Origin of the sequence: Enterobacter cloacae complex sp. ECC445 (assembly GCF_021892025.1) — a bacterium.
GTDB lineage: Bacteria > Pseudomonadota > Gammaproteobacteria > Enterobacterales > Enterobacteriaceae > Enterobacter > Enterobacter chengduensis.
On the sequence record NZ_JAKLRZ010000005.1, the window covers coordinates 74,755 to 87,764 of the forward strand.

8 protein-coding genes are annotated in these 13,010 nt (G+C 56.0%); 3 read left to right on the plus strand and 5 right to left on the minus strand.

Annotated elements, in window-relative coordinates; translation table 11 throughout:
* Positions 1–83: 83 nt before the first annotated feature.
* Positions 84–908 carry a MurR/RpiR family transcriptional regulator gene (locus L6R44_RS06490; RefSeq protein ID WP_032643119.1) on the plus strand — a complete coding sequence of 275 codons (825 nt, stop codon included), beginning with the start codon at positions 84–86 and terminating at the stop codon, positions 906–908.
* 360 nt (positions 909–1,268) lie between these two features.
* Entirely contained in the window at positions 1,269–2,378 is a 1,110-nt protein-coding gene (locus L6R44_RS06495; protein ID WP_237423624.1) for an SDR family oxidoreductase, read from the plus strand.
* A gap of 53 nt (positions 2,379–2,431) precedes the next feature.
* Here the strand turns inward: L6R44_RS06495 and eno are convergent, their stop codons facing one another.
* From eno to rlmD, 5 genes are all read right to left on the minus strand, one after another.
* Complete coding sequence (eno, locus tag L6R44_RS06500; protein WP_045330584.1) at positions 2,432–3,730, minus strand: phosphopyruvate hydratase; 1,299 nt, start codon at positions 3,728–3,730, stop codon at positions 2,432–2,434.
* An 82-nt stretch (positions 3,731–3,812) separates the two neighbouring features.
* Complete coding sequence (pyrG, locus tag L6R44_RS06505) at positions 3,813–5,450, minus strand: glutamine hydrolyzing CTP synthase (RefSeq protein ID WP_032643123.1); 1,638 nt, start codon at positions 5,448–5,450, stop codon at positions 3,813–3,815.
* A gap of 223 nt (positions 5,451–5,673) precedes the next feature.
* Positions 5,674–6,465, minus strand: coding sequence for a nucleoside triphosphate pyrophosphohydrolase (gene mazG, locus L6R44_RS06510; RefSeq protein ID WP_032643125.1), 792 nt, complete (start codon positions 6,463–6,465; stop codon positions 5,674–5,676).
* Between the two features lie 66 nt (positions 6,466–6,531).
* A complete protein-coding gene (gene relA / locus L6R44_RS06515) occupies positions 6,532–8,763 on the minus strand; it encodes a GTP diphosphokinase (protein ID WP_237423625.1) in 2,232 nt (743 codons plus the stop codon).
* Positions 8,764–8,814: 51 nt separating this feature from the next.
* Positions 8,815–10,113, minus strand: coding sequence for a 23S rRNA (uracil(1939)-C(5))-methyltransferase RlmD (gene rlmD / locus L6R44_RS06520; RefSeq protein WP_237423626.1), 1,299 nt, complete (start codon positions 10,111–10,113; stop codon positions 8,815–8,817).
* 57 nt (positions 10,114–10,170) lie between these two features.
* On the opposite strand from rlmD, the gene barA reads away from it, so the two are divergent.
* The gene (barA, locus tag L6R44_RS06525) at positions 10,171–12,930 is read left to right on the plus strand and encodes a two-component sensor histidine kinase BarA (protein ID WP_032643128.1); all 2,760 of its coding nucleotides are present in this window, start codon (positions 10,171–10,173) and stop codon (positions 12,928–12,930) included.
* Positions 12,931–13,010: the final 80 nt, after the last annotated feature.

The window sequence follows — 13,010 nt, forward strand, 5'->3', positions numbered from 1 at the left end:
CGATCATACTTTTTCAAAATGACTGGCATCTCTCCCCCGCTTTCCGCCACACTAGTCGCAGAGAAACGCATTAAGGATCGAGCATGTCAGACAATGAAAACCTGCTGCTGAAGCTACGCCAGGAGGCTTCCGGGTATAGCCCGACGCAACAAAAACTCGGTGAGTTTGTCCTCAGCGATCCAGCCCGAGTGCTCTACCTGACGATCACCGAGCTGGCGCGCGAGAGCCACACCAGCGAGGCCAGCGTGACGCGTCTTTGCCGCACGCTGGGCTGCAAAGGCTATAACGAATTTAAAATGGCGCTTGCGCTGGATATTCAGCAGGGCCAGCCCGTCCGTCAGGCGGGGGATGAGATTGATAGCGTGGTGGATGAATCCGTGCAGGCTTTGCAGGATACCGCCAGGCTCCTCGACCGCACGCTGCTTGAAAAGGCCGCGCTGGCGCTGCATCAGGCGCAGTCGGTGCAGATTTATGGCGTTGCGGCCAGCGCGATCCTCGGGGAATATCTGCACTATAAGCTGTTGCGTCTGGGTAAGCCTGCCCAGCTGTTTAGCGATATGCACCGCGCGGCCATGAATGCGACAACGCTTTCAAAAGAGACCCTGGTCGTGGCTATCTCCAGTTCCGGTTCAACGCGGGATTTACTCCACGTAGTGAAGCTTGCCCGCAAGCGCGGCGTGAAGGTTCTGGCGCTCAGCAATACGCCCCGCAGCCCGCTGGCGTCCCTGAGCGACATGCAGCTGGTTGCCGCCAAACCCGAGGGGCCGCTTAGCGCGGGCGCGCTCAATGCTAAGGTTGGAGTCATGCTGCTGGTCGAGCTGCTGACCACCTCCATGATTGCGCTGGACGGTCATTACGGCGACGTTAGCCAGCAAACAGCCAGCGCCACGCTTCCCCTGTTACTTTAAAAAAAACCGTCGCAGGCTAAATAAATTAGCCTGCGACGTATGTCGTCTGATTTTCGTTAAGTCAGGTTTAACGCATATATTTGGTAAATGTTTGGTGTAACAAATTATTATATTTATTACACTTTGAATTACGTTACCCACCAGGGGGAATCCCAGTAAAAATCATTACTTTCAATATGTTAAAATTTAAATTTTAATAGAGTGAATTTTTACCCTTCCGGTAATGTCCAATATTTCCACCTAATTTCCTTTCCTTAAAATAAGCTTAAGACGCTGTCTGGACCGGCGATTTATTATTTAAATGCCGTTTACTTTTGCGCGCCTACAATCCGCCTCATCAATCATAATGAGACGGTATTAATGAAGATGTTAATGATTACAGGCGTGACTGGGTTTCTGGGCGGTGCAGTACTTGAAAAAATCCTGACCAACGATCGATCCGTAGAACTCCTTTTGCTCGCGCGTGCCGGCGATCCGCAAAGCGGGCTGGAGCGCGTGCTGGAAAACATGCGTAAGTTCAACGTTCCCGAGGACAAACTGGCCTCCCTGAACGTGGATAATATATTGATTGGCGACCTTAGCCATCCTGAAGGCTTCCTGAACGATCCCCGCCTGGATCGGGTTACGCATGTCCTCAACTGCGCGGCCGTTGCCTCATTTGGTAATAACCCGCTGATCTGGAAGGTCAACGTCGAGGGTACGCTCGCGCTGGCGCGCCGCATGGAGCAGGTCGCAGGGCTTCAGCGTTTCCTCCACGTCGGCACCGCAATGTCATGCACGCCTGAGCAGGATTCTCTGGTCGCCGAAAGCGCAGAGTTCAGAGAGAATGCCGAGCACCTGGTGGAGTACACGTTTTCGAAGTCAACCATCGAACAGCTGATGCGCCAGGAGTGTCCGAGCCTGCCGCTGCTCATCGCCCGCCCGTCCATCGTTGTCGGCCATACCCGCCACGGCTGCACGCCGTCGAGCAGCATTTTCTGGGTCTTTAGCATGGGCCTGATGCTGCAGAAGTTTATGTGCTCCATGGAAGACAGGATCGACGTTGTTCCGGTGGATTATTGCGCCGATGCGCTATTGATGCTGCTGAACAGCAACGCGCGTCCGGGGGAAGTGGTACACATTTCTGCCGGTGAAGAGAACAGCGTTCGCTTTGCGGATATCGATCAGGCCATGGCGCAGGCGCTGGAGAAAGCCCCCGTTGGGGATAAGTATGCGCAGGTCAGCTATGAAACGCTGGTCAGAATGCGCCGCGAGCTGAAGCATATTTTTGGCCCGTGCAACGAGCGTCTGATGCTGAAGGCCATGCGGTTATACGGTGCGTTTGCCACGCTGAACGTGCGCTTCAGCAACGATAAGCTGCTGAGCATGGGGATGCCGAAGCCACCCCGGTTTACGGATTATATCGCCCGCTGCGTGCAAACCACCCAGGGGCTGACCATTCCGGAGCAAATGGCGGTCGATTTTAAATAGCCAAAAAAAATGCCAGTCTTTCGACTGGCATTTTCATTTCAAGGCTTAGGCAATTATGCCTGGCCTTTGATCTCTTTACGACCGTTGTATGGAGCTTTTTCGCCCAGCGCTTCTTCGATACGAATCAGCTGGTTGTATTTAGCAACACGGTCAGAACGGCTCATAGAACCGGTTTTGATCTGGCCTGCAGCGGTACCCACAGCCAGGTCGGCAATGGTAGCGTCTTCAGTTTCGCCAGAACGGTGAGAGATAACCGCAGTGTAGCCAGCGTCTTTCGCCATTTTGATCGCAGCCAGGGTTTCGGTCAGAGAACCGATCTGGTTGAATTTGATCAGGATGGAGTTAACGATGCCTTTTTCGATACCTTCTTTCAGGATCTTGGTGTTGGTTACGAACAGGTCGTCACCCACCAGCTGGATTTTGTCGCCCAGTACTTTAGTCTGGTATGCGAAGCCATCCCAGTCAGACTCGTCCAGACCGTCTTCGATAGACACGATTGGGTACTGTTTGGTCAGGTCTTCCAGGAAGTGAGTGAACTCTTCGGAGGTGAATGCCTTGTTGCCTTCGCCAGCCAGAACGTATTTACCGTCTTTGTAGAATTCAGATGCTGCACAGTCCATCGCCAGGGTGATGTCTTTGCCCAGCTCGTAGCCCGCAGCTTTTACCGCTTCAGCGATAACAGCCAGCGCTTCTGCGTTAGAACCCAGGTTTGGCGCATAGCCACCTTCGTCACCCACAGCAGTGTTCATACCTTTAGCTTTCAGAACTTTAGCCAGGTTGTGGAACACTTCAGAACCCATACGAACCGCTTCTTTCAGGGATTTCGCGCCAACTGGCTGAATCATGAATTCCTGAATATCAACGTTGTTGTCCGCGTGCTCACCACCGTTGATGATGTTCATCATTGGTACAGGCATGGAGTATTTGCCTGGGGTGCCGTTCAGTTCAGCGATGTGCTCGAACAGTGGCATACCTTTCGCAGCCGCTGCTGCTTTGGCGTTCGCCAGGGAAACCGCCAGGATTGCGTTCGCACCGAAGTTAGATTTGTTTTCAGTACCGTCCAGATCGATCATGATCTTGTCGATGCCAGCCTGGTCTTTAGCGTCTTTGCCAATGATGGCCTGAGCAATAGGACCGTTTACAGCGCCAACCGCTTTCAGTACGCCTTTGCCCAGGAAGCGAGATTTGTCGCCATCGCGCAGTTCCAGCGCTTCGCGGGAACCTGTAGAAGCACCTGATGGAGCAGCTGCCATACCGACGAAACCACCTTCCAGATGAACTTCGGCTTCAACGGTCGGGTTACCACGGGAGTCGATGATTTCACGACCGATGACTTTAACGATTTTGGACATTAGATTTTCCTCAGTACAAGTTAAACTAAAACTCCAGACAAACAACGCGTACCAAAGGTACGCGTTGCCGTTCTAACTTTTTTTACTTCGCCTGACGCTTCTGGTACTCGCTGGCGGCCTTCACGAAGCCTGCAAACAGCGGATGCCCGTCACGCGGCGTTGAAGTAAATTCCGGGTGGAACTGGCAGGCAACAAACCACGGATGGTTTGGCACTTCAATGATCTCGACTAACTGATCATCCCCGGAGCGGCCCGCAACGCGCAGGCCCGCAGCTTCAATTTGTTTCAACAGCATGTTGTTGACTTCATAGCGGTGACGATGGCGCTCGGTGATGATCGGCTCGCCATACAGCTTGCGAACCACGCTATCGTCGGACAGCTGGCAGGCCTGTGCGCCAAGACGCATGGTGCCACCCAGATCGCTCTTCTCGGTACGGACTTCGACGTTGCCTTCTTCGTCACGCCATTCCGTAATCAGCGCCACTACAGGGTACTTACAGTCTGGCACAAATTCCGTAGAGTTCGCGTTTTCCATTCCCGCTACGTTGCGCGCAAATTCGATCAGCGCAACCTGCATACCCAGACAGATGCCGAGGTATGGAATATTGTTTTCACGCGCATAGCGCGCGGTGGCGATCTTGCCTTCAACACCGCGGTAGCCGAAGCCGCCAGGGATGAGGATAGCATCCAGATCTTTCAGAATTTCCACGCCACGCGTTTCGACATCCTGCGAATCAATCAGCTTGATGTTCACGGAGACGCGGTTCTTCAGACCACCGTGTTTCAGCGCTTCGATCACTGACTTATAGGCATCCGGCAGCTCAATGTACTTGCCGACCATGCCGATAGTCACTTCGCCTGCCGGGTTGGCTTCTTCGTAAATAACCTGTTCCCATTCAGACAGGTTAGCTTCCGGACAGTTCAAGCTGAATCGTTTACAAATATAATCGTCCAGGCCCTGCGATTTCAACAGGCCCGGGATTTTATAAATGGAATCGACATCTTTCATTGAAATAACGGCTTTTTCAGGCACGTTACAGAACAATGCAATTTTCGCACGTTCGTTCGCCGGAATGGCGCGATCGGAGCGGCAAACCAGGATGTCAGGCTGAATACCGATGGAGAGCAGCTCTTTAACGGAGTGCTGAGTCGGTTTGGTTTTCACTTCACCTGCAGCCGCCATGTAAGGCACCAGCGTCAGGTGCATGAACAGGGCATGCTCACGACCAATGTCTACCGCCAGCTGACGAATCGCTTCGAGGAACGGCAGGGATTCGATATCACCCACGGTACCGCCGATTTCAACCAGCACCACGTCATGCCCTTCGCCACCGGCAAGGACGCGCTCTTTGATGGCGTTAGTGATGTGTGGGATAACCTGAACGGTCGCGCCCAGGTAGTCACCGCGGCGTTCTTTACGCAGAACGTCGGAGTAAATGCGGCCAGTCGTAAAGTTGTTGCGACGGGTCATTTTGGTGCGGATGAAACGCTCGTAGTGGCCAAGATCCAGATCGGTTTCAGCGCCGTCTTCAGTAACGAACACTTCCCCGTGTTGGGTTGGGCTCATGGTGCCAGGATCGACGTTGATGTACGGATCCAGTTTCATCATGGTCACATTGAGGCCACGGGCTTCAAGAATGGCTGCGAGGGAGGCTGCGGCAATGCCTTTACCCAGAGAGGATACGACCCCGCCGGTCACAAAAATATAGTTCGTTGTCATGCTGAACCTGAGAAGTTAGGGTGAAACGATGGAATAACCAGGACGGGAAAGTAGTATACCCGAACACGGCGAGCGCCACAAACTTTCATTCTCCGTCTCCATTCCAGGCCATGACAAACATAAGGAGTGAGAAAATAGCCCCTTTTGGGTAAATGTTTTTGACGCAAATCAAGCGCTTGTCATTTAAAAAATCACACAAATTGCACTTGATCGCAAAATCTCGTTAGAGATCAGATTCCTGGCGCTTTACTTCCTGCCAGACGTCTTCCATTGCCTCGAGATCAATTCCGGTCATATCCAGGCCTCGTGAGGCGACAATCCGCTCAACTTCGCGAAAGCGTCGTTCGAATTTAATGTTGGCTTTTTGCAGGGCCGTTTCCGCTTTTACACCCAGGTGGCGAGAAAGGTTGACGGTCGCAAACAGCAGGTCACCCATCTCTTCCTCAAGCTTCGCTTCATCCACCACCGCCTGCTGCGCTTCGTGCATCACTTCGTCAATCTCTTCGTGCACTTTATCCAGCACCGGGCCGAGGGAGGTCCAGTCAAACCCCACCGCGGAGCAGCGTTTCTGGATTTTATGCGCGCGCATCAGCGCGGGCAGGCTCATCGGAATGTCGTCCAGCGCGGAGTGCTGAGATTTCTCTGCCCGCTCGGCGCTTTTGATCTGCTCCCAGCGGGTCAGCACCTCCGCGCTGTTGCCCGCAGTGGCATCGCCGAAGATATGGGGATGGCGGCGCTCGAGCTTGTCGCTGATGGCAGCGCAGATATCGTCAAAGTTAAAGCGCCCTTCTTCCTGCGCCATCTGCGCATAGAACACCACCTGGAACAGCAGGTCGCCCAGCTCGCCGCGCAGGTCGTCGAAATCCTCGCGGGAAATAGCGTCGAGCACCTCATAGGTCTCTTCAAGGGTGTACGGGGCGATGGTCGCGAAAGTCTGCTCTTTGTCCCACGGGCAGCCGTTTTCGGGGTCGCGCAGGCGCTTCATGATGCCGAGCAGGCGGTCGATTTGAGTCATAGTGTTTTCCATTAAAAAACAAGCCGGGTGGCGGCAAAGCCTTACCCGGCCTACAGAAGAGTGTATTTATCCGCCGTGCAGACGACGCGCGTCAATCACATCCGGCACCTGGTTCAGCTTACCGAGCACGCGGCCCAGCACCTGCAGGTTGTAGATTTCGATAGTCATATCGATGGTGGCAAGCTGCTCGCGGGTATCGCTGCGGCTGGCGACGCCCAGCACGTTAACCTTCTCGTTGGCGAGAATAGTCGTGATGTCGCGCAGCAGGCCGCTGCGGTCGTTAGCGGTGACGCGCACCACCAGCGAGTAGCCAGCGGAATAGCTCTCACCCCAGACCGCTTCCACGATGCGCTCCGGCGCATGGGACTGAAGCTCGGCAAGCTGGTCGCAGTCGGAACGGTGAATCGAAATCCCGCGTCCCTGGGTGATAAATCCGACGATATCGTCGCCCGGAATAGGCTGGCAGCAGCGGGCGATGTGGTGCATCAGATTGCCCACGCCCTCGACCACCACGCGGCCGTTGTCTTTGCTGCGCTGCTGCGGCGCGTAGGTTTTCTGCTGCAGCTGCTTCAGCGCCGCCGCATCCTGCTCTTCCGCGCTTGGCTTATTGAACTGCGCCTGCAGGAAGTTCACCATCTGATTCAGGCGGATATCTCCGCCGCCGATGGCCGCCAGCAGCTCGTCAAGCTCGTTGAAGTTATAGCGCGGCAGCAGGAATTTCTCGGCCTCTTTCAGGCTGATCCCGATATGTTCCAGCTCGTCGTCGAGGATTTGACGACCGGCAAGGATATTCTTGTCACGATCCTGCTTGCGGAACCAGGCGTGAATTTTCGAGCGCCCTCGGCTGGTGGTGACGTAACCCAGGTTCGGGTTCAGCCAGTCGCGGCTCGGGTTGGGCTGTTTCTGGGTAATGATTTCAATCTGGTCACCCATCTGCAGCTGATAGGTGAACGGTACGATACGCCCGCCAATTTTCGCCCCAATGCAGCGGTGCCCCACATCGCTGTGGATGTGGTAGGCAAAATCGAGCGGCGTAGAGCCCGCTGGCAGGTCAACAACGTCGCCTTTCGGGGTAAAGACATAGACCCGATCGTCAAAAACCTGGCTGCGCACTTCGTCGAGCATCTCGCCGGAGTCGGCCATCTCTTCCTGCCACGCAATCAGCTTGCGCAGCCAGGCGATGCGGTCTTCGTGACCAGAACGCGTCCCGCCGGAGGTGCCTTCTTTGTATTTCCAGTGCGCGGCGACGCCCAGCTCGGCGTCTTCATGCATCTGTTTGGTGCGGATCTGAATCTCAACCGTTTTGCCGCCGGGGCCCAGCACCACGGTATGAATAGACTGATATCCGTTCGGTTTCGGGTTGGCGACATAGTCATCGAACTCATCCGGCAGATGGCGGAAGTGCGTGTGGACGATCCCCAGCGCGGCGTAGCAGTCCTGCAGACGCTCCGCCACAATGCGCACGGCGCGCACGTCAAACAGCTCGTCGAAGGCGAGGTGTTTCTTCTGCATCTTGCGCCAGATGCTGTAGATGTGTTTTGGGCGGCCGTAGACTTCAGCGCGCACGTTCTCTTCTTTCATCGCCTGGCGCAGGCCGCCGACGAACTCATCGATATAGTGCTCGCGGTCGATACGGCGCTCGTGCAGGAGTTTGGCAATGCGCTTATATTCCGCCGGGTGCAGATAACGGAAGCAGTAATCTTCAAGCTCCCATTTCAGCTGGCCAATCCCCAAGCGGTTCGCCAGCGGCGCATAGATGTTTGTACACTCTTTTGCAGCCAGCACGCGCTCGTCTTCCGGCGCATCCTTCACCTCACGCAGGTGGGCAATACGCTCGGCCAGCTTGATGACCACGCAGCGGAAATCATCCACCATGGCCAGCAGCATCCGGCGAACGTTATCGACCTGTTCCGAGGAGACGGAATCGGTGTGCGCGGCTTTAAGCTGACGAATGGCCGCCATATCGCGCACGCCGTGGATCAGCGCGACGACGGATTTACCGACGCTCTCACGCAGCACGTCTTCGCTGACCACGTCTGCATCCGCCAGAGGGAAAAGAAGCGCGGCCTGCAGCGTTTCGATATCCATGTTCAGCATGGATAAGATTTCCACCATCTCCACGCCGCGCCACAGAAGAAGATCGGCATCCGGATGCCCCTGCGTGGTGCGCAGACAATAGGCCCAGGTTTCGGTTAAGCGTTCACACGACTGCTGGCTGGAAATTCCCAGACTTGCGATCCATTTTTGTGGGTCAAACTCCCCAGCTTTATTGAGATGTGCACTTCTTACCGCAACCATTGTCCTCTCCTTTAGGGACCAGGGCCTGTCGAAGTCGACAAGCCAAACAAATTAGATGTGCTCGAACAACACCATTGATTCCAGATGCCCAGTGTGCGGGAACATGTCCAGCATTGCCAGACGCTGAATCTGGTAACCCGCGTTGAGTAATGCCTCGCTGTCACGGGCAAGCGTCGCCGGGTTACAGGAAACATAGACCACGCGCTTCGGCGCGAGTTTAATAATATGTGCCATCACGCCCGGCGCGCCGGCACGCGCCGGGTCGAGCAGGATTTTGTCGAAACCCTGCTGTGCCCACGGCTGTTGCGTGACATCTTCCTCAAGATTTTGATGAAAGAATGTCACATTTTGCAAGCCGTTCTGCCGCGCGTTCTCCTGCCCTTTCGCTACCAGCGCCTCAACGCCTTCCACGCCGACGACGCTGGCCGCTTCTCGCGCCAGCGGCAGCGTGAAGTTGCCCATTCCGCAGAACAGATCCAGCACCCGATCGCTTTGCTGAACGTCCAGCCATGCCATCGCTTTCGCGACCATCTGCTGGTTAACGCCATCATTCACCTGAATGAAATCCCGCGGGCTGAACGTTAAGCGTAGCCCGTTTGACGCATACCAGGGCGCCTCACCGGTAACCTGTTCAAGTATCTCGCTTTGTGGCGCGAGGAAAAGCGCCAGGTCGTGGGAATGCGAAAAGCGTTCCAGTTTTTCGCGATCTTTTTTCGACAGCGGCGCGGTATGGCGCAGGACCATCAGCGGACCATTGTTGGCCATGACCAGTTCGACGTGTCCAAGGTGGCGAACGCCCTCCAGCCCGGAGAGGCAGGTGCGCACGTGCGGAAGCAACGCCTCAAGATGGGGCACCAAAATGGGGCACTGCCTCACATCGACGATATCGCTTGAACCGGCCTTGCGAAAACCCATCTCCAGCCGCGCCGTTTTTGGCTGATAGCTGAGGCTCAGGCGCGCGCGGCGGCGATAGCCCCAGGGCTCATCGGCAACGATTTCGTTAACGTCATGCTTAAGCAACCGCGCCAGGGCGCTGCTTTTACTTTTTTGCTGTAATTCTGTGCTCGCATGCTGTTGCTGGCAGCCCCCGCACACGCCAAAATGCGGGCAGCGAGGCGCCACGCGCTCCGGGCTATCGTTGAGGCGACGCTTAACCTGCCCGCGGGCGAACTGGCGTTTATCTTCCGTCAGCGTAATTTCTGCTCGTTCTGCTGGCAGCAAACCTGTTATAAACAGAGCCTTACCGTTGTGACGCGCCACCCCCTGACCAAACGGATCCAGGTCCGTGGCTTCAACGGTTATGATTTGACGCGTCGTCACGCGTCGCTTTGCAGAGTAGAATTGCGCCATCGCCGAGATTTTTCTCATATAAACATAATTAGCTTAATTGTCCCATAACGGAACGCCATGACCAACTACAGCCTGCGCGCGCGCATGATGATTTTGATCCTCGCCCCCACCGTTCTCATCGGTTTGCTGCTGAGTATCTTCTTTGTGGTGCACCGCTATAACGATTTGCAGCGACAGCTGGAAGATGCAGGCGCCAGCATAATCGAACCGCTCGCTGTCTCCAGCGAGTACGGCATGAACCTGCAAAACCGCGAATCCATTGGTCAGTTAATCAGCGTGCTTCACCGGCGGCATTCGGACATCGTGCGCGCCATCTCCGTTTACGACGAACATAACCGCCTGTTTGTTACCTCGAATTTTCATCTCGATCCGGCGGCCCTGAAGATCCCCGACGGTACGCCTTTCCCGCGCCACCTCACCGTACTGCGGCGCGGCGATCTCATGATCCTGCGCACGCCGATCGTGTCAGAGAGCTATTCTCCCGACGAATCTGCACAATCTGACGCCAAATCCAGCAACAACATGCTGGGATACGTGGCGCTGGAGCTGGATCTCAAGTCGGTCCGGCTTCAGCAGTACAAAGAAATTTTTATCTCCGGCGTGATGATGCTGTTCTGCATTGGCATTGCGCTGATCTTCGGCTGGCGCCTGATGCGTGACGTGACGGGCCCCATCCGCAACATGGTCAACACGGTTGACCGCATCCGCCGGGGGCAGCTTGACAGCCGGGTCGAAGGCTTTATGCTGGGCGAGCTGGATATGCTGAAGAACGGCATTAACTCGATGGCAATGTCGCTGGCGGCGTATCACGAAGAGATGCAGCACAACGTTGACCAGGCGACGTCTGACCTGCGCGAAACGCTGGAGCAGATGGAGATCCAGAACGTTGAGCTGGATCTGGCGAAAAAGCGCGCCCAGGAAGCGGCGCGTATTAAGTCGGAATTCCTGGCCAATATGTCGCACGAGCTGCGCACGCCGCTCAATGGCGTGATCGGCTTCACCCGTCTGACCCTGAAAAGCGAGCTTAACCCCACTCAGCGCGATCATCTGCACACTATTGAACGCTCGGCTAACAACCTGCTGGCAATCATCAACGACGTGCTGGACTTCTCCAAGCTGGAGGCGGGCAAGCTGATCCTGGAAAGCATTCCCTTCCCGCTGCGCAGCACGCTGGATGAGGTCGTAACCCTGCTCGCGCACTCGTCGCACGACAAGGGTCTTGAGCTGACGCTCAACATTAAGAACGACGTGCCGGATAACGTCATTGGCGATCCGCTGCGCCTGCAGCAGGTCATCACCAACCTTGTCGGGAACGCCATTAAATTCACCGAAAGCGGTAATATCGACGTCCTGGTAGAGAAACGCTCGATCAGCAGCAATAAGGTCCAGATTGAAGTTCAGATCCGCGATACCGGCATCGGCATTCCGGAGCGGGATCAGTCGCGTCTGTTCCAGGCGTTCCGCCAGGCGGACGCCAGCATCTCCCGCCGTCACGGCGGTACCGGCCTGGGGCTGGTGATCACGCAGCGCCTGGTGAACGAGATGGGCGGGGATATCTCTTTCCACAGCCAGCCGAACCGCGGTTCTACCTTCTGGTTCCACATTAACCTGGATCTCAATCCTAACGTTCTGACCGATGGCCCGGTGACGGACTGCCTGAAGGGCAAGCGTCTGGCCTACGTCGAACCGAACGCGGCGGCCGCGCAGTGTACGCTCGATATTCTGAGCACCACGCCGCTGGAGGTGGTCTACAGCCCGACCTTCTCAGCCCTTGCCGTTGAGCATTACGACATTTTGCTGATGGGCATTCCGGTCACCTTCACCGGCGAACTGACCATGCAGCAGGAGCGGCTGGCGAAAGCCGCGTCGATGACGGACTATCTGCTGCTGGCGCTGCCCTGCCATGCCCAGCTCAATGCTGAAGAGTTAAAAAACGACGGGGCCGCCGCGTGTCTGCTGAAACCGCTCACCGCGACCCGCCTGCTGCCCGCCCTCACGGAATATTGCCGTCTTAGCCAGCATGCCCTCCCGCTGATTAACGATGAGCAAAAGCTGCCGATGAGCGTGATGGCGGTGGATGATAATCCGGCCAACCTGAAGCTGATTGGCGTATTGCTGGAAGACCAGGTTCAGCATGTGGAGCTGTGCACCAGCGGCGCGCAGGCGGTTGAACAGGCTAAGCAGATGCAGTTCGATTTAATCCTGATGGATATTCAGATGCCGGGCATGGATGGCATTCGGGCCTGCGAGCTGATCCACCAGCTGCCGCATCAGCAGCAAACCCCGGTCATTGCGGTAACCGCCCATGCGATGGCCGGTCAGAAAGAGAAGCTGCTAAGCGCCGGAATGAATGACTATCTGGCGAAGCCCATTGATGAAGAGAAACTGCATAACCTGCTGTTGCGCTACAAGCCGGGCCATATTGGCGGCACGTACACGGTGTCCAGCGAGCCGGTTGAAATCAGCGTTAACCAGAACGCCACCTTTGACTGGCAGCTTGCCCTGCGCCAGGCGGCCGGTAAACCCGATTTGGCACGGGACATGCTGCAAATGCTGGTCGCGTTTCTGCCGGAAATTCGTAATAAGGTGGAAGAGCAACTGGTGGGTGAAAACCCGGAAGCGCTGCTGGAAGCCATCCACAAGCTGCACGGCAGCTGCGGGTACAGCGGCGTACCGCGGCTGAAAAACCTCTGCCAGCTGCTGGAGCAGCAGCTGCGCGCCGGTACGCCGGAATCGGAGCTTGAGCCGGAGTTCCTGGAGCTGCTGGATGAAATGGATAACGTCACGCGGGAAGCGATGAAGGTGTTGGGGAACTGAGATAAAAAGCCCGGTGGCGGCTTCGCCTTACCGGGCCTACGGTTGCGGGTGCGGCCTGATGCCCTCACCCCGCCCCTCTC

Excerpts from the sequence above, each read along its gene's own strand:
- pyrG (WP_032643123.1), bottom strand. The coding sequence starts at position 5,450 with ATGACAACGAACTATATTTTTGTGACCGGCGGGGTCGTATCCTCTCTG.
- L6R44_RS06495 (WP_237423624.1), top strand. The coding sequence starts at position 1,269 with ATGAAGATGTTAATGATTACAGGCGTGACTGGGTTTCTGGGCGGTGCA.
- mazG (WP_032643125.1), bottom strand. The coding sequence starts at position 6,465 with ATGACTCAAATCGACCGCCTGCTCGGCATCATGAAGCGCCTGCGCGAC.
- eno (WP_045330584.1), bottom strand. The coding sequence starts at position 3,730 with ATGTCCAAAATCGTTAAAGTCATCGGTCGTGAAATCATCGACTCCCGT.
- relA (WP_237423625.1), bottom strand. The coding sequence starts at position 8,763 with ATGGTTGCGGTAAGAAGTGCACATCTCAATAAAGCTGGGGAGTTTGAC.
- rlmD (WP_237423626.1), bottom strand. The coding sequence starts at position 10,113 with ATGGCGCAATTCTACTCTGCAAAGCGACGCGTGACGACGCGTCAAATC.
- L6R44_RS06490 (WP_032643119.1), top strand. The coding sequence starts at position 84 with ATGTCAGACAATGAAAACCTGCTGCTGAAGCTACGCCAGGAGGCTTCC.
- barA (WP_032643128.1), top strand. The coding sequence starts at position 10,171 with ATGACCAACTACAGCCTGCGCGCGCGCATGATGATTTTGATCCTCGCC.